This window comes from Ktedonobacter racemifer DSM 44963 (assembly GCF_000178855.1).
GTDB classification, from domain to species: Bacteria; Chloroflexota; Ktedonobacteria; order Ktedonobacterales; family Ktedonobacteraceae; genus Ktedonobacter; species Ktedonobacter racemifer.
This window is the reverse complement of sequence record NZ_ADVG01000001.1, coordinates 2,266,724-2,286,827: the sequence shown is the minus strand read 5'-3', so window position 1 is coordinate 2,286,827 and position 20,104 is coordinate 2,266,724. Positions and strand designations below refer to the sequence as shown.

Annotated in this window: 19 protein-coding genes and 1 pseudogene; 10 read left to right on the top strand and 10 right to left on the bottom strand. The window is 54.0% G+C overall.

Features of this window, described 5'->3' with window-relative positions; all coding sequences use genetic code 11:
* Positions 1–909: a class I SAM-dependent methyltransferase gene (locus KRAC_RS09935; protein ID WP_007906586.1), complete on the top strand. Its 909-nt coding sequence runs from the start codon at positions 1–3 to the stop codon at positions 907–909.
* 182 nt (positions 910–1,091) lie between these two features.
* Positions 1,092–2,138 carry a proline racemase family protein gene (locus KRAC_RS09930; protein WP_007906585.1) on the top strand — a complete coding sequence of 349 codons (1,047 nt, stop codon included), beginning with the start codon at positions 1,092–1,094 and terminating at the stop codon, positions 2,136–2,138.
* On the opposite strand, the gene KRAC_RS09925 is transcribed toward KRAC_RS09930, so the two are convergent.
* Positions 2,128–2,697: a hypothetical protein gene (locus KRAC_RS09925; RefSeq protein WP_007906584.1), complete on the bottom strand. Its 570-nt coding sequence runs from the start codon at positions 2,695–2,697 to the stop codon at positions 2,128–2,130. The two genes, KRAC_RS09930 and KRAC_RS09925, sit on opposite strands and share 11 nt — an antisense overlap.
* Before the next feature lie 364 nt (positions 2,698–3,061).
* Here KRAC_RS09925 and KRAC_RS09920 point away from each other — a divergent pair, with 364 nt between their 5' ends.
* Both KRAC_RS09920 and pheA read left to right on the top strand, forming a co-directional pair.
* Positions 3,062–3,250 carry a hypothetical protein gene (locus KRAC_RS09920; RefSeq protein WP_007906583.1) on the top strand — a complete coding sequence of 63 codons (189 nt, stop codon included), beginning with the start codon at positions 3,062–3,064 and terminating at the stop codon, positions 3,248–3,250.
* 149 nt (positions 3,251–3,399) lie between these two features.
* A complete protein-coding gene (gene pheA / locus KRAC_RS09915; protein ID WP_007906582.1) occupies positions 3,400–4,317 on the top strand; it encodes a prephenate dehydratase in 918 nt (305 codons plus the stop codon).
* A gap of 99 nt (positions 4,318–4,416) precedes the next feature.
* Here the strand turns inward: pheA and KRAC_RS61200 are convergent, their stop codons facing one another.
* The gene (locus KRAC_RS61200) at positions 4,417–5,946 is read right to left on the bottom strand and encodes an alpha/beta hydrolase (protein WP_007906573.1); all 1,530 of its coding nucleotides are present in this window, start codon (positions 5,944–5,946) and stop codon (positions 4,417–4,419) included.
* Between the two features lie 609 nt (positions 5,947–6,555).
* Here KRAC_RS61200 and KRAC_RS09905 point away from each other — a divergent pair.
* Positions 6,556–7,923, top strand: a complete 1,368-nt coding sequence (locus tag KRAC_RS09905; protein WP_157506372.1) for an RNA-guided endonuclease InsQ/TnpB family protein — start codon at positions 6,556–6,558, stop codon at positions 7,921–7,923.
* Between the two features lie 162 nt (positions 7,924–8,085).
* Here the strand turns inward: KRAC_RS09905 and KRAC_RS09900 are convergent, their stop codons facing one another.
* Positions 8,086–8,934 (bottom strand): sulfite exporter TauE/SafE family protein, encoded by an 849-nt coding sequence (locus tag KRAC_RS09900; RefSeq protein WP_007906570.1) that lies wholly within the window; start codon positions 8,932–8,934, stop codon positions 8,086–8,088.
* Positions 8,934–9,398 carry a DUF1634 domain-containing protein gene (locus tag KRAC_RS09895; protein WP_211221261.1) on the bottom strand — a complete coding sequence of 155 codons (465 nt, stop codon included), beginning with the start codon at positions 9,396–9,398 and terminating at the stop codon, positions 8,934–8,936. The genes KRAC_RS09900 and KRAC_RS09895 overlap by 1 nt, the downstream gene beginning before the upstream one ends.
* A gap of 407 nt (positions 9,399–9,805) precedes the next feature.
* On the opposite strand from KRAC_RS09895, the gene KRAC_RS09890 reads away from it, so the two are divergent.
* The gene (locus KRAC_RS09890) at positions 9,806–10,828 is read left to right on the top strand and encodes an alpha/beta hydrolase (RefSeq protein ID WP_007906566.1); all 1,023 of its coding nucleotides are present in this window, start codon (positions 9,806–9,808) and stop codon (positions 10,826–10,828) included.
* A 67-nt stretch (positions 10,829–10,895) separates the two neighbouring features.
* On the opposite strand, the gene KRAC_RS09885 is transcribed toward KRAC_RS09890, so the two are convergent.
* Positions 10,896–11,807: a ribonuclease Z gene (locus tag KRAC_RS09885; protein WP_007906564.1), complete on the bottom strand. Its 912-nt coding sequence runs from the start codon at positions 11,805–11,807 to the stop codon at positions 10,896–10,898.
* 19 nt (positions 11,808–11,826) lie between these two features.
* Positions 11,827–12,012 carry a hypothetical protein gene (locus KRAC_RS09880; RefSeq protein ID WP_007906563.1) on the bottom strand — a complete coding sequence of 62 codons (186 nt, stop codon included), beginning with the start codon at positions 12,010–12,012 and terminating at the stop codon, positions 11,827–11,829.
* A 182-nt stretch (positions 12,013–12,194) separates the two neighbouring features.
* On the opposite strand from KRAC_RS09880, the gene KRAC_RS09875 reads away from it, so the two are divergent.
* Positions 12,195–12,866, top strand: a complete 672-nt coding sequence (locus KRAC_RS09875) for a DUF3267 domain-containing protein (protein WP_007906562.1) — start codon at positions 12,195–12,197, stop codon at positions 12,864–12,866.
* Between the two features lie 21 nt (positions 12,867–12,887).
* The gene (gene mutM / locus KRAC_RS09870) at positions 12,888–13,814 is read left to right on the top strand and encodes a DNA-formamidopyrimidine glycosylase (RefSeq protein ID WP_007906561.1); all 927 of its coding nucleotides are present in this window, start codon (positions 12,888–12,890) and stop codon (positions 13,812–13,814) included.
* Here mutM and KRAC_RS09865 read toward each other — a convergent pair.
* Positions 13,801–14,286, bottom strand: coding sequence for a hypothetical protein (locus KRAC_RS09865; RefSeq protein ID WP_007906560.1), 486 nt, complete (start codon positions 14,284–14,286; stop codon positions 13,801–13,803). The genes mutM and KRAC_RS09865 overlap by 14 nt on opposite strands.
* Before the next feature lie 552 nt (positions 14,287–14,838).
* Here KRAC_RS09865 and larB point away from each other — a divergent pair.
* Positions 14,839–15,705, top strand: coding sequence for a nickel pincer cofactor biosynthesis protein LarB (gene larB / locus KRAC_RS09860; protein WP_007906558.1), 867 nt, complete (start codon positions 14,839–14,841; stop codon positions 15,703–15,705).
* An 89-nt stretch (positions 15,706–15,794) separates the two neighbouring features.
* A complete protein-coding gene (locus KRAC_RS09855; RefSeq protein ID WP_007906556.1) occupies positions 15,795–16,076 on the top strand; it encodes a KGG domain-containing protein in 282 nt (93 codons plus the stop codon).
* Positions 16,077–16,406: 330 nt separating this feature from the next.
* Here the strand turns inward: KRAC_RS09855 and KRAC_RS79380 are convergent, their stop codons facing one another.
* The 3 genes and pseudogenes from KRAC_RS79380 to ftsZ all read right to left on the bottom strand — a co-directional run bounded on the left by KRAC_RS79380 (position 16,407) and on the right by ftsZ (position 19,846).
* Positions 16,407–16,643: a transposase gene (locus tag KRAC_RS79380; RefSeq protein ID WP_420795794.1), complete on the bottom strand. Its 237-nt coding sequence runs from the start codon at positions 16,641–16,643 to the stop codon at positions 16,407–16,409.
* Positions 16,643–17,910 (bottom strand): annotated as a pseudogene (gene iscB / locus KRAC_RS09845) (RNA-guided endonuclease IscB). Before iscB ends, KRAC_RS79380 begins: the two are co-directional and overlap by 1 nt.
* Before the next feature lie 319 nt (positions 17,911–18,229).
* Positions 18,230–19,846, bottom strand: a complete 1,617-nt coding sequence (ftsZ, locus tag KRAC_RS09840; protein WP_052568114.1) for a cell division protein FtsZ — start codon at positions 19,844–19,846, stop codon at positions 18,230–18,232.
* Positions 19,847–20,104: the final 258 nt, after the last annotated feature.

The window sequence follows — 20,104 nt, the reverse complement described above, 5'->3', positions numbered from 1 at the left end:
ATGTCTTTACAGCTCTCTTCTGAGCCGAAGTATGCCCCCCTACCCGCGTATGCGGCCGATCTCCTTCACGCTTCACTGTATACCGCCGAAGATGTACAGCGCTTACTGGAACGCGAACTATTGATTCAAGATGCATGGGGTGGAGGACCGTTGCCAGCCTCTATTTTTCCGGGCGACGCATTGCACGTCCTGGATATTGGTTGTGGTGCGGGTACCTGGCTGATGTCCATGAGCCAGGCATACCCCCACATGCACCTGGTAGGCGTTGATCGAGATGCGTCCGCCATCAGTACGGCGTGGACGCTGAATGCTCGCCATGTAGATGTGCGCCTGTATCAGTGTGATGCGCATAACATGGGTGTGAGTGAGGGCGAGAACGCCAGCTATGACCTGGTACACATGCGCTTCCTGGCATCTGATAGCGCACCTCACCAGTATGCCGCTCTACTGCGCGAGGCTGAGCGCCTCTGTCGCTATGGCGGGCTGATTACGGTCTGTGAGATCGAGTTGCCCATCAGCGACTGCAAGGCCTTGAACCAGTTGATGAATCTGTTGCGGCAGGCGCTAGAGCGAGATGATCGCGCCTTTACTTCTGAGACCTCGCATCAATTGGGTATTATGTCCTGGACCCAACGCTGCTTACAGGCGTTTAATTGCAAGCTGGTACAGGATGAAATGTTCTATATCCCGTGTGCCTACGGCAGCAAGGGATATTTGCTCTTCTGCCAGTATCTAGAGCAGATCATACGCTGTATCAAGCCCCTACTCATCTGCACCCAGACCATTGCCTTAGAAGAGCTAGATGAGTTGGAGCACGAGGTGCGCTGTGAGGTCGCGAGCCAGAAATTTTATGGCCTCTGCCCACTATACGTACAGTCCTGGCGCCGCCTCTATCCCCAATCCCACTAATGATGTAGTGCTTAAAAAAGAGCATGGGCGAACGCGAAATATACGGTTTCGCGTTCGCCCATGCTCTTTTTTAAGCAAGAGTGTAGATAGAAAGATTAGATTCGGAAAAACCTGTTACACTGATATCAAGAGATATTTTTTAAGAAAGCGCGCTTTGAGCGCAGCAAAGGAAGGAGCGCGACGTGAAATTAGACTTGGATGCTCGCCTGGTTGGTTCTGGAGCGAGCGTGATTAGCGCCATAGAGGCGCATGCAGCGGGCGAACCGCTGCGGATCATCACTGGTGGCTTGCCTGAGCTGCCAGGTCGAACGTTGTTGGAGCGCAGGCATAATTTCGCGCGCCACTTTGACTGCCTGCGGAAGGCGCTGGTCTGGGAGCCGCGAGGGCATCACGAGATGTATGGTTGTGTCCTGGTACCTCCCGGTGACCCCGAGGCCGATATGGGCGTGTTCTTCCTGCATAACGAGGGATACAGCACCATGTGTGGCCATGGCGTTATCGCGCTAGTGACTGCCCTGGTCGAGACGGGCGCGATTGAGTGTAAGGGACAGCAGACACCAGTAACCCTGGAGACGCCCGCGGGTCTGATCCGTGCGACCGCGCACCTCAATGGGCAGCACTATGTCGACCATGTCTCATTTGTGAACGTTCCCTCCTTTGTCTATGCGCGTGATGTCCGCGTAGTGGTTCCCCAGATTGGTGAGGTGGTGGTGGATGTGGCCTATGGTGGAGCTTTTTATGCCATTGCTTCGGTCGAACAGGTTGGCCTGCGCGTCCTACCGCAATGTGTGAGTGAACTGGTCGAGGTAGGCGAAGAAATCAAGCATGCAGTTAACGGCAAGTTGCGGGTGGAGCATCCATTGGAAGACGAGTTAAGTTTCCTCTATGGAACAATTCTTGTGGATCTGCCAGAGAAGCTCAATCATCATAGCCGCAACGTATGCATCTTTGCGGATGCAGAGGTTGACCGCTCGCCTACCGGGACGGGTCTCTCCGCGCGCCTGGCGCTGTTAGATGCTCAAGGGCAATTGCGGGAAGCGGAAGCGATCACGGTAGAGAGTATCCTTGGCGCGGAGAGCGTCTTTCGCGGGCGTATCGTTGGACGGACCAAAGTGGGTCCATTCAATGCCATCGTACCCGAGATCAGCGGCAAGGCCTTTATTATTGGGCGCCATGAGTTTATCTTGAACCCACGAGATAAAATTGGGCGCGGATTTTTCATGAATTAGGTCGGCCCCGTAAACCACCCATTGCGGCCAGGCCCGCTCCCAGCAGGAGGGCCAGCACCAGGAAACCGAAGGTGTACAGGAAGGTATCGCGAATAGTGGCAAACTTCACGGCGTCAAGCAAGGTCGGGCTGGCACTGCCGTAGGATTGGGCAATCGAGGGCAGAGTCTCTGCAAAGAGAATGACCGCGCTCACAACCAGGTCGCAGATCCCAAGCACCAGTCCGGCCAGCAGACCTGTGAGGGCCGAGGCGCGAATATTGCCCCCACTGTGTCGGGCGATGATATAGCCAGCATAGAAGTAGATAAAGCCAGCGATGCAGAGAACGGGAAGATAGATTGCGGCATTGGTAATAAAGCTTACCATTGACCAGGGAAAATAAATGACATTCATCAGGCTGGTCATAAGGTGGACGGGAAAGCTAGTGAGACGTGCGAGAATAGTTACCATGAGATCGAGTCCAACCAGGATGAAGCCAAAGAACATGCCTCGTTTGAAAATAAGCCTCTCAACCTGCTGTGAATTATATCCATTGTCGGGACTATGCGCGCTGCGTTGCATAGGGACCTGCCTCCACGTCGTGATAGTGATAATGTTTTTTTGCGTAAGCACAAAATATATAGGGTGATTATAGCGGGAGCAAAGGCGTTCGACAAGCATCTCTTGAATATAGCAAAATCAGAGAGATTGTATGGTGGTTAGAGCTATGGTATACTAGGGAAACGCCAGGAATGGTAACTACACCTGAAGGCCTCCTTTTGCGATATAAGGAAGTTGTCACTTCGTGCTTGCGTCGTTTGGTATACTGAACGACGATAGGTAACGGTTGCATCCTGGTTGGGAAGAAATTATGAACACGCTGTGTTTATAATAGCGAAGACATTCCCAAAAGTAAAAGACACCAAGCGAAAGGGGTTTATACACAATGCCAAAGAAGGGTGAACTTTCAAAAACCGCTCGTGCCTCGCTGGCAAACAGAGAGACCGTCAACCACCTGACCACTCGCGTTTGCGATCAGTGTGGTGAGCGCATCATGCTTGCTGAGCTACAGCCGGTCAAGGTTCTTGGCACGGGCATGAAGTATTACCATAAAGAGCACTTCAAGGTCGGCTAGTCGCTGCCCTGTCTCAAAAAAGCCACAAGCCCCCATTGTTTGGGGCTTGCTTATTTTTGGTGAGTGGTGAGGTTGACCGGGGAGAGGTGTACCGCGCCATTATAGTGGGAGCATGGTCGCCGTTGTGTGTAGAAAGGCAGAGTGCTGTTATGGCACAACAGATCGAGATGAAGGATAGCAAGCAGGAGCAGAAACAAGAGGAGACGGAGACTCCGGGTTCGCAGGTCAAGGTTGCCTTTCAGGGGGAGCGAGGAGCCTTTGGCTATGAGGCCTCGCGCACCTATTTTGGTGCTGGAGGGAAAAGACATCTTCCGGGAACTGAGGTAGAGCCGGTGCCCTATCGGGCGTTTGCCGATGTCTTTCGCGCGGTGGCTGCGGGCGAGGTTGATTTTGGCCTGGTGCCTGTGGAGAACTCGCAGGCTGGAAGCATCAACGATGTCTATGATCTCTTGCGCCAGCATGACCTGTTTGTAATCGGTGAGATCTCTCACCCGGTCAATCACTGCTTGCTCTGCCTGCCAGGACAGCGAATTGAGGATATCCATCGCGTTATCTCGCATCCACAGGCCCTGGCTCAGAGCGATGCCTTCCTGCGCGAACTAGGTGTGGAGATTGTCGCCACCTATGATACCGCGGGAAGCGCCAAGATGGTGCGCGAGGAGCAACTTCAGGGGGTAGCGGCCGTCGCGGGTAGCGGTGCGGCCGAACTCTATGAGTTAGATATTCTGGCGAGTGATATCCAGACGATTAAGGATAACTACACGCGTTTTATCGCCCTGGGACGCGAGCCCGCGCCGCGTAGTGGCGCACCAGCCAAGACGATGATCGTTATGGCCACGGCACACCAGCCTGGCTCGCTCTACCACTGCCTGGGGATGCTGGCGGAGCAACAGATCAACCTCTTGAAGCTGGAGTCTCGCCCATCGCGTCAGCGACCCTGGGAATACGTCTTCTATCTCGACTTTGAGGGGCATCGCGAGGATGTCCGTGTAAGAAGAGCCCTGGCGGACCTGGCAGGTCACACACTTTTCTGTAAAGTGCTAGGCTCCTTCGACAAGAATATATAATCCAGTCAAATAACGCTGGGGAGGAGGGAGGTGTCCCATGGCGGCCGCCATGGGACACCTCCCTCCTCCCCAGCGTTATTGTACTAAAGACTAATCCCACTAATCCCATTTGAGCCATCCCAGGGCGTTGTACATCTGAGTGGCCCAGATGCCCCAGGAGTGGTAGCCCTTCTGGAGATCAAAATGATATGGGATTTTGAGCTTATCTAACTGTTTCATAAAGCCGAGCGTATCGTTGTAATACGGCTGGTCTTTGGTGGCCGCGCCCAGGTAGATGTGCAGCTTCCTCGCGCGTGGTGTAGACAGGATGGTATACGCCGGGCTATTGTCGAGGCGGTAGGTGGGATCGCTTCCCCAGACAGAACCTTCAGCATAGTAGTAGCCACCGAGTGAAATGAACGTGCCGAAGATATCGGGGTGATGAATCGCGATATTGGCCGCGCCAAAGCCACCCATCGAGAGGCCCCCAATGGCACGCTGTGAAGGGTCTGGAATGGTGCGATAGTGTTGATCGACATAGTCGACCAGGTCGGTGGTGATATATTTCTCGATTGGTTGCTTCTTATTATAGCTATCTCCCCATTCACTGGTTCTGCCAGGCTTGCCATTTCCATCGGGCATTACCAGAATAAGCTCGGGGATTTTACCAGTGGTGATCAGAGTATCGGTGGACTGGCCTGCCTTGCCACCGGTGAGCCAGTCGATATCTTTGCCCGGCGACCCATGAAGGAGGTAGAGGACCGGGTAATGCTTTATTTTTCCCTGCGGAGTGTTATAGGACGGAGGGAGATAGACCTCAAAGGGTTTTGTCGCCCCAAGCGCCTTGCTTTTCACATAGTCTTGCTTAATCGAACTCACCCCAATTGATTTCTCCGCATTTTTATCGCCGCTTTTCGAAGCCGTGATATGTGGAGCCGCATGCAGGCCAACGTCGGGCGAGAAGATGAAGAGATCACCCGAACGCAGAGCAAAGACCAGGATCAATATAATGGCAATCGCCCCTGCCCACTGGCTAAGCGAGCGTCCCAGGTTAGTACGTGCAAAAAGGCCGGGCTGTGTAGCTGCTTCGTCTATATCGAAGGCGCCGCGCTGGCGTAGGCGGCGTACCTCCCAGCGTCGCCAGAGAAGCATGAAACCTCGTTGTAAGGTATGCAATGGAGGATCAATCACGCTCTCGCCCGTAGCGACACCAACCGCTGAGCCAATAAAGGCACTTAAGAGGGCCAGGGCAAGCATAATGAGGGAGGTATTAAAAAGCGCATTAGCTTGAAGCGGTTCGAGGTGCCCACCTGGATCATAGACTGGCTGTCGCTCTAAATTAATAAAGCCTTTCAAGTAGCCCAGGCAGAAGACGAGGGCGGCTCCTAGAATAGTGGCAGCCTTGCGGCGACCTATCAAAGCACCAATTAAAGCCACCAATGCAGTCATAATGAGGGCGGCGATGAGTTGTGAGCGTAGGGGATCGAGACCTACATCGATAATGGATGAGGCTATGGTTCCCAAAGTGGCATTGGTAAAGAGGAAGAGGCCACTGAGCAGAGCCGCGATTAGTGAGGCGGTGTAGCGCAACAGCTGTAGTAGTTCTATACGTTTAAAAAGCTTGCGCAAGCGTGGTTGCAACTTATTCATAGGATGCTTTCTCACCCCTGTAACCTGTGACACAGTCAAAACTTCAGGCATTGAGCAATGGGGTTGGTTGTATAAGTATTTGGCCAGATGGCTGCCTATACAGTATACATGCCTCAAGATTGAAGGAACATTAAAACGGGGTTGAGGCCCAAAAGTACTTAGATCCGAGGTCCTCTTGTGGTACAAAAGTAGCCTCGAAGTAAATGTCTTTCCCTTTTATCGAACCGGCCCGTAAAACCCCTGGCTTGAGCCCTGCCTTCTATACACATTTAACAAAGTGATTTTGCCACTTGGCTGAAGAAGCTGTCTTGGAAAGAAGAGCTGGCAAACAGAGATGTGAAAGCTCAAGCTTCCCGTCCCGCATCTGATGCTGCCTCCCATTTGCCAATGTTAAATGCGTATAGAAGGCAGGGCTTGAGCCATGGGGATACAAGGGCCGTTCCTTTTGGGAGTGGCCGGGGCTGCGGGGGAAGGAGGGAGGAAAGGAGGAAAGTGAAGGCTTGACAACAAAGCGAGGCTTCTGTATACTGCTTCTTGAAATTCCGTTCTACGTCTCTAAGCACGTCTCAGCATGGCAAGAGGCAGGAATGCCACAAGAGGAGGAGATGCATGCAAGATGCGAACGACGCACCAGGATCGCAGCCAGACGAGGCGTTACTGCCGGTGCGCACCAGAGCGTACGTCTATCGCTTGTATCCCACTCGCAAACAAGAAGAGACCCTCCTGTGGACGCTTCGTCGCTGTAAAGAGCTCTACAACGCGAGCCTGGAAGAACGCACGGCCGCCTACAAGATGGCTAGGGTCTCCGTCTCCTACGGCATGCAGGCCGAGCAATTGCCCCAGATCAAAGAGGAGCGTCCCGAGTATCAGGGGATTCATTCCCAGGTGCAACAGGATGTGCTCCGGCGCCTCGACAAAGCCATGCAAGCCTTCTTTCGTCGCGTTGATGAGGGGCAACCCCCGGGCTACCCAAGGTACAAATCCAATACCCGCTATCACTCGTTCACCTATCCGCAGAGTGGGTACACCATCATTGGCGCCCTCGCCCCTCACGACAAAAAGGGCAAGAAAACCTGTCGGTTGAAGCTTTCGAAGATCGGGCATCTCAAGATGCTGATGCATCGACCCATCAAGGGCACGATCAAAGGCTGTACCATCAAGCGTGATGGCGACCAGTGGTATGCCGTCTTCAGCGTGGAGCAGGCCATCCATTCCACGCCGGTCCATCCCTCGAGCAAGACCGTGGGCATTGATATGGGCATCACCTCCTATGCCACCCTCTCCACCGGCGAGCAGATCGCCAATCCGCGCATCTACCGCTACACCGAGCAGCAGATCAAAGAGGCGCATCGCAGGCTGGCGCGGCGTAAGCAAGGCAGCCATCGACGCATCCGAGCCAGGCGCGCATTGACGCGACTCTATCGCAAGGTGCGCCACCGGCGGCAGGACTTCCTGCACAAGGCGTCACGCCGCCTGGTCAATCAGTATGGGACCCTGGTGTTTGAGGCGTTGCAGATCCCCAATATGACGGCAAGGCCTAAGCCCAAGAAGGAGGAGGCTCCTGCAACGACAGAGGGAGTCGAAGGCGGCACGGCAGCGGCGGTGACGCGCTATCTGCCCAACGGAGCGGCAGCCAAGAGTGGTTTGAACAAGAGTATCCTTGATGCGGCCTGGGGCCGTTTCATCACGCTGTGTGCCTGCAAAGCGGAAGAGGCTGGCGGCATGGTCGTGAAGGTAGCGCCCCAACAGACGAGCCAGGTGTGTAGTGGCTGTGGGGTCCTGGTGCCCAAAGACCTCTCGGTACGATGGCATTCCTGCCCCACGTGTGGGGCCGAGCTCGATCGCGATGAGAATGCCGCGATCAACATTCTGCGCCGCTATGAGCTGCAAGGAGCCATTCCTGCTCGTAAGAAACGTCAATCCACCAGGAAAGGTGGTCGGGGCGGGAAGCGTCCCACAGCGACTGGTGCCCTCTGAGGAGGGTGCCGGCCACTGTCGAAGCCCCCGCCTTTAGGCGTGGGGTACTTCACAGTAACGTCGTAATGCCACAAAGCACAAAGAGTTGCAGAGAGGTAGAAGGGGTATGGGATGCAGACATTTGCCGTGCCTATGCCCCTCTACCTCTACTTGTATTGGTGTCTACCAGGAGATGCCAAAGCCATGGAGAACCATTTGGAGTGCGATGAGACTGAGCACCGGGATAAAAATCTTGCGCAGGGTGGTATTTTTCATGAGTGGAAGGATGCGGGCGCCCACAAAGGACCCGGCCAGAATGCCGAGTGCGACGGGGGCCGCGATAAGTGGATGTACATCGCCGCGTGCGAAGTAGATACTCGCGCTAGCAGCGCCAGTGACGCCGATCATAAAGTTACTGGTCGTGGTCGAAACCTTCATGGGGATGCGCATAATCGTATCCATGGCCAGGACCTTAAAGACCCCACTACCAATGCCGAGCAGGCCCGAGAGGCATCCGGCGATACACATCACGAGAAAGCCCCAGCCTGTATTCGTCACTTCGTAGGCGACTTCTTTTCCCAGGCGTTTGTCGGGATAGCTGCTGGCGAGCGAGAGTGTAGTTGCCAGGCGATCATTCTTCACATTTTGAGGTAGCTCTTCACCCAGTTTGACAAGGATGGGTAGCAGTGAGATCAGCAGGACAATGCCAAAGATAATATAGAGTAGTTGGGGCGCAACGATAGTTGTCAGGAGCGCGCCTACAATCGCGCCTGAGACAGTGGCCGTCTCCAGGAACATACCAACGCGGATATTCGAGAGGCGGTCGCGTACATAGGCGGCGGCCGATCCACTGGAGGTGGCAATAATCGCAATTACGCTTGCGCCGATCGCATATTGGATTGGTAGACCAAAGGCCAGGGAGAGCATGGGCACAATCAAGATTCCACCGCCCAGTCCAAGCAGGGAGCCTATGAGTCCGGCTAGAATCGAGCCAGAGAAGATAAGCAGGATGGTTGTCAGGGTGAGTGTCATTATGCGCCCCCCTTCCCCAGGAGCATTCCTAGAATCAGCAGCGCCAGGACGATACAGGTGATAATGACATAGCGATAATCGCGTTCCAGGTAGAAGGCCAGAATCGAGAAGGCCACGCGTAGTATCGGCGTCGCGATGAGAATGGCCAGGCCCAGCATGATTACTGCCAGGGGTTGCAATCTGAGCAAGCCAGCGAAGAATTGATCCAGAGTATGCGGAAAATTCGTGAGCGATTGATTTGTCAGTGCTCCCGGCTGTAGAAGCGTGAGCAAGAGACCGATGATGATAATGATAGAGCTAACGATCACACCAATCTGTAGCAGCCAGCTAATCATATCGTTGGTGCGCGTGCTCGCGTTGAAGTGGGGAGGTGGAGGTGGAGCTGACTCCAGGGACGCTGCCACGCTGCCTGCCTCTGGATTTTTTGCCTCTTCAGCAGAGGATTCATGATGATGAGATGACATAAGAACTTTGTTATACTCCTCACAGAAGGTGTATGCTTGCTTCACATCCATGCAGAGAATGATCAATATCCTTTATGAATAGTGGCGAAGCCACTAACATATATTGGCTTCCCTGTTCTCTATTTTAGAGCCGTGGAGTGGCAAAGTCCAATACAGGTTCGCTATACAATTAATAACCAGGAGGAATATATAAGTATGAAAGCATTCGCTAGCAGCACGTGATCTCCACCCGACAGCTATACGCCAGGCGTATATAAGATAGAACGCCCTGCGTAGTTGTAATGCCGAAGAGATCTGATGGCAGATGGGAAGCATGGCAATACAGGCATAAAGTTGATCCGCCAAATGTTATTACTAGTAAGTTTTAGAAATGCCAATCACAACTAGAAAGGTTGGCCTGTGTACCTATGATGAATAAAGCAAAGCAAAACTGGGGACGTCCCTCCTGGAAACAGATGTTACTTGGTGGTTTCGTGGGTGGTGGTATAGGCGTACTAGGAGCCATTGCAGGTGTTGGCCTCTATATTGTCGATACCCTGATTCGGCCAAAGCGGCAAACAAATTTTATCGAGCAGTATACATTTAGCCCCTTTGAGGTCAATTTACCCGCGGAAGAAGTCACATTCCCGCCTTTGTATGGCGACTACGAGGTGAGTGGATGGTTTGTGCCTTCACCAGGGGCGACCACGACGATTCTTATCTGTCCTGGCTATCGCGGGAGGCGTTCGGATCTATTGGGAACCTGCGTCAACCTCTGGCGGGCGGGCCATAATATCCTGGCCTTCGAGTATTATGGGCATGGCGAGGTAGTGGGGAAGCCGGTGACGCTGGGCTATCGTGAAATCAACGATTTTCTCGGGGCGGTGGCCTATGCGAAGCAGCGCGTGCCAGAGACACGCCTGGGAGCGGTAGGCTATTCTATGGGGGCCGCGGTCGCGCTTATGGCCGCTGCGCGTGCGCCTGAGATTGAGGCTGTAGTCGCAGATAGCCCCTTTGCTACGCATCGTAGCCCCATTGACTATGCCGTACGCCGCACTCTGCATCTCCCCTTCTTCCTCTTTGACTGGATGACGGACATGATTCTCTGGTGGCGTGCGGGGTATCACTTTAACCAGGTGGAACCCTTGCGCGATATCGGGCGTATCGCGCCGCGTCCTGTGCTGATTATTCATGGCTTGAAGGATTCTATTGTCAATCCCAATGATGCCCCTCTCCTCTACAAGGCCGCGGGCAATCCCAAAGAACTCTGGCTCCTGCCTGATGTCGACCACTGTGGAGCGTACTTTGAGGACCGCGTGGCGTACGTCAATAAGCTTGTGAACTTCTTCAATCTCTACTTGAAGGAAATGCCAGCTCCTATTCCCTTGCCAGAGCGCAAAGAGAGCCAGGCAGCAGATTCCGACGGGCACCACTTTTCAGAGGCAGGCTAAAAACGATCAGATGGAGTGTCCAGGGCTGGACGCTCCATCTCCTTAGAGGCAAACCGTCTGTGCGAACTCAGGCATCGGCATAGTCGAGGGTTAGCACCATGCCATCTCTGGCGGCGCGGGTGTTGGGAAAGACACTACGCGCCAATTTTTCTGCCCGCGTCGTATCATTTACCTTTGGGCTAAAGTGGGTGAGCACCAGTTGATGCGCGCCTGCGTCCCTGGCGATGCCAGCCGACTCGGAGGCGACCATATGCGCGTTCGAACGGGCTAGTGGCAGGTCGTCAAGTGTGTCATACATACTCTCGCATACCAGCAGGTCTACATCGTGTGCCAGCTCGCTAAGCGCGCTCTGTGGGCGGGTGTCGGTGATATAGGCCAGGGCGATCCCGCGCCTGGCCGCGCCCAGGACGTCTTGCGGAGTAAAGGTACGCTCATTGTAGCTGACCGTCTCGCCTGTTTGTAGGCGCTTCCAGAACTGGACAGGGATATCGAGGGCGCGTGCCTGTTCGACCTGGAAGGCTGGTTGACGTTGTAGCTCGACGCGATACGCCAGGCAGGGAATGCCATGGGACGCGGGAGCGCAGGAGGCCTGGAGATTGCCAGGAAGCTGAAAATGTTCGCCACCCTTGAACTCATGGATGTGAATGGGGAAAGGGAGCTCAGCGGCGATGCGGCGCAGGCCCTCGACGACATACGAGGTCCCCGCTGGGCCATAGATATCAAGTGGCTCCGTACGTCCGGCATGGGCAACCATAAAAAGGACGCCTGGGAGGCCCGCGACATGATCGGCATGCATATGCGAGAAACAGATAGCCCCAAGCTGGCGAAAGCCCCAACCAAGTGTTTTCCAGGGGATCTGTGTCCCCTCCCCACAGTCAAAGAGTGTGAGGTGAGACCCGCTACGCACAAGCATGCAGGAGAGCCAGCGATTGGGGAGTGGCATCATGCCGCAGGTTCCAAGGAGGCAAATATCTAACATAAAAAGACCTCTAGAATAGTCACTTGTCGTTCTGGTACATCCACGCAAGGGCAATAATGACGCAGGAAAAAGCCCCCGTAACGGTCAAGGCTATGCTAATGACAAGAAAAGGAAAGCCGCTAAAGATGGTGAGAAAGCTCGCGAAGCCGACCCAGAAAAGCGCAAATACAATAATGAGATAATGCCATGCCTGCCATTTTCGCATTTCCTTGCCTTTCGTCTCAGCCTGCCATTGTGTCCCTACTGGGTTTGGCTTATAGTATATCAGTTGTGTGTGGCCGGGACTATAGTTTCGGTCACTAGGAGGCGGCTTGCCAGGAAATATGAGTCGCGTTCAGCCGTATTGAAAGATGTATTGTCGCAGGAACGCGAGAAGAGGAGCAGCGAATGGCGTTACAGGTCATTAATCGTTATCATCCCCAGCGTCGCAGGCTGATGCAGAGGGGTGTCGACCAGGGACAGGCCCGTGCGATTGATGAGATAGAACTGTTGGGCGAGGAGCAGCTAAGGCCCCTGGCTCTTTTGAGTCTGCGTATGCTGTTGGTGAGTGGCCTGGGTTTTCTCGTGTTTAATATCGCAGCTTACGCTCTATTTGCCGCCCGGTATGGGCAAAATGGGGCATGGTGGCAGGGTTTAACCTTCTGGAACGTCATACTATGGGTAGTCATCAATATTGTTGGTTATACTGTGATCTTGCCCATTCATGAAGCTATCCATGGGCTGGCGATTCTCTTTTGGGGAGGCCGACCCTATTTTGGCGCGAAATTGCCGTTGGCCCTGTACTGTGGTGCACGCAGTCAACTTTTCTCACGCCAGCAATATCGCGTGATCGCGCTCGCGCCCCTGGTCGTTATTACCCTGCTCGGCGTATTGCTTATCGCCTGGCAGCCGGGATGGGCCAGCTATCTTCAACTGGCGCTCAGTGGCAACTTTGCGGGTGCCGCTGGAGATGTACTGGTGGTCGCGCGCATGCAGAAATTGCCAGCGGATGTGTTGTTAGAGGATACGGAGACAGGCTATCGCGCCTGGCAGATTCTCGAAGAGAACGAGAAAAGCTAAAAAACTAGAAAAGAATTACCTATGCCAGAGTTACCAGAAGTTGAATATACCGCCAGGCAGTTGCAAGCCTCTATCGTTGGTGCGACCATCCGTGAGGCACAGGTCTTCTGGGAGCGTATCATTGCACACCCGCTTCCAGAAGATTTCTGCGCCCAGATAAGCGGCCGTACCATTGAGGGCGTCAGGAGGCGTGGCAAGTTCCTGTTGCTTGACCTTAGCGGTGAGGGATTGCTTATCATTCATCGCCGGATGACCGGGAACTTCCTGCTCTTAGAGCCTGGCTGGACGTTGGACACAAGCCTACGTGAGCGCGATGCCCAGGCCTGGAGCACGCGCGGTCCCAGTTTCACGCTGGAGACAGATGGTTCCCAGGCCTATAGCTCGGAGATGAACTATTGCCGGGTGTGCTTTATCCTGGAGGATGGGCGCAACCTGCTCTTCACGGACCAGCGAAAATTCGGGCGCGTCTCGCTCTGGCAGCGTTCTCAGGAAGAGGAGGTGCTCAGGGGGCTAGGACCTGAGCCATTGAGCGAGGCCTTTAACATCGAGGGACTGGCGCAGGCGCTTGCTCATCGCCGGAGCCCGATCAAGCAGGTGTTGCTGGATCAGACCGTGATCGCGGGCGTCGGCAATATCTATGCCGACGAAGCGCTTTTTCATGCCAGGATTCACCCGCGTCGTGCTGCTAACAGTCTGACATCGCAGGAGATCGCAAGCCTGCACGAGGCGGTAGTATCAGTCTTGCTCAAGGCTATTGAACATGGTGGGACCTCGTTTAGTTCCTACCGTGATCTCTGGGGTGAGGCAGGCGATAATTATAACCATGTGCATGTCTACAAACAGGCTGGTAAACCCTGCACACGTTGTGGTACGCTAATTGAGCGTATCGTTGTCGCCCAGCGCAGCACGCACTTTTGCCCTGTCTGCCAGGTCCTCACTCAGGAGTAAAAAAGGCGGGCGCGCAGGTCAGCGTCTCCTGCCCAAGGGTAAAGACAACATCGGCTGTCGCGGGTATGCCCACTGGTTGACGCCCTAACAGGGATAAGTTAAAGCTGACGTAGCCGCCAGTATCGCTGGTTGGATGTTGTGTAAGGACAACATCGCCATAGCGAAAATGGACCGTCGTGGTCGCAGCCATACCAGCCACGCCCGCTATATCATGCGTCAGGCGAGCATAGATAGTGATGGTGCCAGAAGACGCGGGCGCGTTATTCGAAGACCAGGCACCGCAGCGATAGGCGGGACTGGTCGTAGCGAGCGTATCTTGTTGAAAGTCCTGGTTGATGGTCATGGTGTGGGTTTGTTCCGCGTCGGCTGACGAAGTCACCGTAGCACTACAGGCGACGAGGCAGGGCAGGCCGCAGAACAACAGCGTTAGACTTGCCAGGAACCAGGCCCTGGCCGAGTGAAGAAATAGCATAGTAATCTGTCTCACGCAAAAAAGAGCTAATCCGGAGCAGATACCGGAAGGCCGGCGGCAGTGGAGGGTAAGGGTGAGGGGAAAGGATTGTTCATCTCCACATCATCCACATATCATCCACCACCTGAAGCGTCTGAACACAACATAGTATAGCATAGCGCAAGTGAGGAAGAAAGTGCTGATCTGATTCTAGTGTATGCGTTCGTGATGGGTGGAGCGCACGCGCTCCACCCATCACGAACGCATACACTAGAATCAAAGGCGAGCTTGCGAGCCGATGAGGAGAGTAAAGAAAGGAGGTCACTCATGCGTTGAAAGCGCGAGGAGCCTTGAGCAGCGAAGCTTCTTAGATAAAGAATTGCTTCTTTTCAACGTTTTTAAATAAGAATGTACTACTGTTGGCTTGCTGATTGTGATTGGCTGTGTTACACTGTAAATGTTGCACGACAGTCACATCATTACCACTATGGGAAAACACTAGATCCATGTTTTTTAGGTATGGAGCGTGTGTTCTCTCTAGTGTAAGTAAGCCAGGGAACCCAGGTGATTTGATTGAATCGTGAAATTGAAGAACAACTCGAATTATTAGGTCAATTGCTCAGTGATGTACAGGATGGGCAGCGTGACAAGGACGCGGCACACATAGCTGAGCAGGTGGCACCGTTGAAGCAGATCAACGAGGCGCCACAAGGAACACAGGACTCAATACACTGCGATGTCTCATCTGTGATGGAGACCCGTCCTGATGCTGGACGAGAGAGACGCAAGGGTGCCCCTGAGGTTATATTTGGCGAGACCAAAGAGACCGAGCAAATTCTTGCCATGGCGCGTGGATTACTGGCAGGAACGGGGCGGGCGATTATTAGTAGGATGCCTGCGCGCTCACTGGAGGCCATACGTTCGGCTTTCGAGCACTATGAAATGCGCTATCAGGAGGCGTCACATATGCTAGTGATTTATACTCCTGAGTATAGTAAGCGCGTCACGGGTGGCAAGGTGGGAGTGATTAGCGCGGGGACATCCGACATTCCTGTTGCGGAAGAGGCCGCGATGATTACCGAGGAGATGGGCTGTCGGGTGACACGCATCTATGATGTAGGCGTGGCAGGATTGCATCGGTTGATCGAGCCTTTGCGCGCGTTATTGGCGGAAGATGTAGATGCGATTCTTGTAGTAGCTGGTATGGATGGTGCATTACCATCTGTCATAGCTGGCCTGGCTCCTGTACCGGTTATCGGAGTGCCGACATCAGTGGGCTATGGTATGGGTGGCAAGGGCGTGGCGGCGCTATTATCGATGTTGCAGACGTGTGCGCCTGGCTTGACCGTGGTAAATATTGATAATGGCGTGGGCGCTGGCATTACGGCAGGGATGATCGCCAATCGCGTGGCACATGCGCGTGGACAACGTTCGCAGTAGGATGATACGGGGTGTTCTGATCTAGGATGTCTCACCGCAATGTAGTTGGGAAAATGTGGTAAAGAAGTTAAAGAGAGGCGGGACTTTCCATGGCAAACAACAAGCGTGGACCAGAACCTGGATCACAAAAAGCCAAGCATGGCGGACAGGCCGTGCGCGAAAAGTATGGCCCCGAGTTCTACTCGAAAATTGGGAAGAAGGGTGGCGAGACGGTCAAAGAGAAGCGTGGCCCACAGTTCTATGCTGAGATTGGGAAAAAAGGTGGTGAATCCACCAAACGTCAGCAAGGTTCGGAATTTTACTCGAAGATTGGGAAAAAGGGGGGAGAGAAAGGGCGTTCTTCCACTAATGCTGCTGATGCTAAGGAATAGCCGAGGCGTATGAGGAACGTTGTGTGTTCTCTCTTCTCTGCTCGCGTATCTAGCGTGCCACATAGCGCTGCCACAGTATCGCCATAGATGTAGAAGCGTCAAGCAGAAGCGGAGCAATTCAAGTTTGAATTGCTCCGCTTCTGCTTGACGCTTGTTTATACGGGGAGCGGCGAGAAAACCACGAGGTCTTCAGCCTCGTGGATGAACGCCGCTCCTTCCTCCTATCCCTGGCTTTCAATGTACGGGTGAATAGTCTCCTGCTTGCATTCCCGATGGTGCAGCAGAAGTACCCATCACTCCAGAATGTCCTCTCTTTCCAAAATTGCCCTTTTAACGCATTGCGCATGCCTTTGCCAACGTTGCATGGTCGAGATGTGTTTCCGTCTGCCGACGATGGCCAGCGGTGCGCATCCGAGGTTCGCTTTTCACCAAACAGTGAATATGATCTTGATCCACTTCAAGTGCCTCAAAAGAAACCTCTGAGCGAGCTGCAATTTCCTCAAATACTTGTTTTTCCTCATTTCCAGAGAAGAGAAGCAGCTTTTTCCGGTATTTGCACACGAACATCAGATGAGAGAGCATGAGGAACCTGGCATGATGCTTTGACAGGTCATCCATGAGGATCGCGCACTCACTCTCTTCATCTTCTCAAACTTGGGAATGGGTTTCAAATCGACCTTTTTCCCGTCTATCATCATCAAAATAGCATAACCAGTAGACATACGCCCTTTGATAAAGTATTCCTGACCTCGATAACGCACTTTGTCGCATTTGCGCGCATCCCTGGATTTTTCCTGTCGGGATACGTTGCTCGCTTCGCTTTCCTTTGGTTTGCTGATACTCTCCATCTGGAATGCATTTCTTGACAAACACCGTTTGTATCTGGAAAACAGGCCGATTTCCGCGTGTCGCAATCATGGCCGCGTCAAAACGATGTTCTTTGGGCAAACCCGCAAGCAATCGATGTTCTTTCGTCACGAAGCCCCAGGTTTCTTCCGCCTCAACCAGTTTCAACAATTGCACGCGGATGCTATTCATCTGGGTCGCGTGCAGCAAATCCCCTTTTTTCTTGCCGGTGCGCTTGAGGGGGATAGTCCCAGCGTGAAGGGCATCATGACAGGTCTTGCAGAGCGTCAAGAGATTGCTTTCCTCATCGCTTCCGTGTTGGCTACGAAAGATGATGTGATGCACCTCGAGCCGTTGATCCTTGGATTTCCCCTGGCAGTGTTGACAGGTGTAGCCATCCCGTGTGAGCACATAGGCTTTGGTATTGGCAAAGCCGTAATTGATACCCTTCTGATAGAGCCACTTCTTTCGCAGCACCTCCGGGTTTTTGAGTGCATGCGGGTCAAAGGTTCCTGTTTCCAGCACAATGGACGAGATTGGCAACAAGGAGTGCGCAAAGTGGATTTCTCGCAGATGGGCGTCGATCTTGCTTCTCATGGTTGGGGAGAATCGCCCGATCTTGATGGAATTCCTTCGATGTAACCAGCGTGCAGGCCGATAGCGTGTCTTTCGGTTGCGGCGATCTCGACGATGGGTGGCTCGTTCTTTCATCGTCGTGGCAATATCATTGCGCACTTCCACTTCAGAAAGATACAAGATGCTGCCCTGTTCCATCCGCGACAGCCGAACCAATCACCGCACTCCCGGTATCCACTCCCAAGGTCAAGGGTTGGGTGTAGGTACGCTCTGGCTGTACAGACAACTTGATCGTAAAAGGGGTTCTGCGGACGACTTTGGCCTTTCCCTCTTTGAGCAACAAACGGGCAATCGCAGCAGAGCAAGGCATAAGCGGCGTCCTATCTGGTGAGAGGACATAGACCATGTTCAGACGATTCCTTTCGGAAAAATGCTCCGGCAAGCGCCGGGTGATGCGTATCCCTGCACTGTGACCATGCAGGGAATCCGACCTCATCTCGACAGTGTTCAAAAGGCTTTTTGCACCTGGATCACCGGGCCTTTCCTCAGCCCTACTTAAACCCAGGCGACAGAGCAGCGGTCTGATGCGTCAACCGCAGGTGTCATGACCTTTCAAACGGTCTCATCATTTCTGATGAGGAGTCTGGTGAACTTGAGCTTCCTAAAAAGCTCCCAAACCGCAGACCCGACGACTTCCGAAGAAGCTGCTGCGTCTTCAGCTTAGTGGTAGTTCACTCGTGGCGTTTGAGGAAGGGAGGGACATCAATGATGTCCTCGTCATTGGCATCGCCAGCGTATCTGCGTAGCTCCTGCCGGCGTCCCAGACCACGTAGGCCGCGTAAATCATTCAAGCTGCGCTGTGTCCGTTGTTCCTGAGCTGGTTGCCCTGGCTGTCCCGACCGTATGGGCTGTCCCGGAGCCGGTTGCCTGGAGGGCATGGGACGCTGGTCAGCGGCGTTAGGCAGGGATGGCATCCGTGGTGATGTTGAACTAGCCTGTCGCCGTTCAGGGAGTTGCGTTCCTCGCTGCTGCTGAGCTGTCCGAGAAGGTGGCTTGGGCGTGGCAGGGGCCGCTGGCGGCTGATGAGGAGGCGTGTTTTGCACCACCTGTCCTGTCCCCGTAAGGGAGTTTGAGCGCGCAGCGGTATGCCCGAGACGGACTGCCTGGAGACGTGCGGTCGGGATCTCCTCCATACCAGCGGCGATTAGCGTCACACGAATGGTATCGCGGAGCGTGGGATCAATAACCGCGCCAAAGGTGATATCAGCGGCATCATCGATGGCGGCGCCAATGCGTTCAGCGACCTCATTGATCTCGAAGAGGGTCATATCTTCGCCACCACTGATATTGAAAAGCACGCGTTTCGCGCCACGGATAGTCACATTCAGGAAGCCACCCGCGATGGCCTCTTCGGCGGCAAGTTGTGCCCGGTTACGTCCCTGACCCTGTCCAATGCTCATCAACGCGGTTCCCGCCTCATGCAAGACGCTGCGCACATCGGCAAAATCAACGTTGACCATGCCAGGCACGTTAATGACCTCGGCGATACCCTGAACGCCCTGGCGTAGCACATCGTCGGCCACTTTAAAAGCATCCGAGAGGCTATAGTCACGCGCGACCGTGGTCAGGAGGCGATCATTGGGAACGGTGATAAGGGCGTCAACCTCTTTACTGAGTTCGGCCAGGCCCTGATCGGCGATGCGACGGCGGCGTGTCCCCTCAAAGGAGAATGGCAGGGTAACGATACCAATGGTGAGCGCGCCAATTTTTTTGGCAATGGAAGCGACAATGGGGGCCGCGCCCGTGCCAGTACCACCGCCCATGCCGGCGGCGATAAATACCATATCGGCCTCACCCAGGGCTGCGCGAATTTCGGCTGCGCTTTCGGTCGCGGCACGCATGCCTACGGCTGAGTTGCCGCCTGCGCCCAGACCCTTGGTGTGGTGCTGTCCTAAACAAATACGCTCTGACGCTTGCGAGAGCGCCAGTACCTGGGCATCTGTATTTAAGGCCATATAGCGTACGCCGCGTACATTGGTATTGATCATACGGTTAATAGCATTCATACCACCGCCACCAACACCAACGACCACAATATCAACATCGTACTCAGGATCTACCGCGCCAAAGTAAGATGAGGAGGAGGAGGCAGGATTCTCGTCGGTGTCACGCCGCTCCCATTCAGCACGAGCACGCTCATCGTGCTGCTGGAATTGTTTGCCCTGGACCTCGTGGTGCAGGACAGCCCACTGGTCTGCTTGTTCCTGATTATTACCTGGTTGGGCCTTAGCCGTCCCTTGCCTCTGGACGGGGTCTCGCCTCTGCGAGTCGTGGAATAATGGCTGCATGCACACCCCCATTTCCTCTCATCGGAACTACGGCACAGGACTCTCGCCTTCAGATAGGGTGAGCAGGTGCCGGTTGATTAGATGTTTTTGCCTTGCGCCAGAGATAGATCAGATGCATGTCTGATCTATAAAACAAGCCCCAATCCATAATAGAGAAGAAGAGACACTAAAAAAACATACTAGTCGTATTGTATCAAGAGTGTCAAGTATATGCTTAAGTGTTTGAAGACATGCCAATATGGCTGGGGTTGCTTGCCT

What these genes read in the sequence shown, in the direction of transcription:
- KRAC_RS09935 (WP_007906586.1), top strand. Translation starts at nt 1, where the DNA reads ATGTCTTTACAGCTCTCTTCTGAGCCGAAGTATGCCCCCCTACCCGCG.
- KRAC_RS09925 (WP_007906584.1), bottom strand. Translation starts at nt 2,697, where the DNA reads ATGCAACGCAGCGCGCATAGTCCCGACAATGGATATAATTCACAGCAG.
- KRAC_RS09920 (WP_007906583.1), top strand. Translation starts at nt 3,062, where the DNA reads ATGCCAAAGAAGGGTGAACTTTCAAAAACCGCTCGTGCCTCGCTGGCA.
- pheA (WP_007906582.1), top strand. Translation starts at nt 3,400, where the DNA reads ATGGCACAACAGATCGAGATGAAGGATAGCAAGCAGGAGCAGAAACAA.
- KRAC_RS61200 (WP_007906573.1), bottom strand. Translation starts at nt 5,946, where the DNA reads ATGAATAAGTTGCAACCACGCTTGCGCAAGCTTTTTAAACGTATAGAA.
- KRAC_RS09905 (WP_157506372.1), top strand. Translation starts at nt 6,556, where the DNA reads ATGCAAGATGCGAACGACGCACCAGGATCGCAGCCAGACGAGGCGTTA.
- KRAC_RS09900 (WP_007906570.1), bottom strand. Translation starts at nt 8,934, where the DNA reads ATGACACTCACCCTGACAACCATCCTGCTTATCTTCTCTGGCTCGATT.
- KRAC_RS09895 (WP_211221261.1), bottom strand. Translation starts at nt 9,398, where the DNA reads ATGTCATCTCATCATCATGAATCCTCTGCTGAAGAGGCAAAAAATCCA.
- KRAC_RS09890 (WP_007906566.1), top strand. Translation starts at nt 9,806, where the DNA reads ATGATGAATAAAGCAAAGCAAAACTGGGGACGTCCCTCCTGGAAACAG.
- KRAC_RS09885 (WP_007906564.1), bottom strand. Translation starts at nt 11,807, where the DNA reads ATGTTAGATATTTGCCTCCTTGGAACCTGCGGCATGATGCCACTCCCC.
- KRAC_RS09880 (WP_007906563.1), bottom strand. Translation starts at nt 12,012, where the DNA reads ATGCGAAAATGGCAGGCATGGCATTATCTCATTATTGTATTTGCGCTT.
- KRAC_RS09875 (WP_007906562.1), top strand. Translation starts at nt 12,195, where the DNA reads ATGGCGTTACAGGTCATTAATCGTTATCATCCCCAGCGTCGCAGGCTG.
- mutM (WP_007906561.1), top strand. Translation starts at nt 12,888, where the DNA reads ATGCCAGAGTTACCAGAAGTTGAATATACCGCCAGGCAGTTGCAAGCC.
- KRAC_RS09865 (WP_007906560.1), bottom strand. Translation starts at nt 14,286, where the DNA reads ATGCTATTTCTTCACTCGGCCAGGGCCTGGTTCCTGGCAAGTCTAACG.
- KRAC_RS09855 (WP_007906556.1), top strand. Translation starts at nt 15,795, where the DNA reads ATGGCAAACAACAAGCGTGGACCAGAACCTGGATCACAAAAAGCCAAG.
- KRAC_RS79380 (WP_420795794.1), bottom strand. Translation starts at nt 16,643, where the DNA reads ATGTTCGTGTGCAAATACCGGAAAAAGCTGCTTCTCTTCTCTGGAAAT.
- ftsZ (WP_052568114.1), bottom strand. Translation starts at nt 19,846, where the DNA reads ATGCAGCCATTATTCCACGACTCGCAGAGGCGAGACCCCGTCCAGAGG.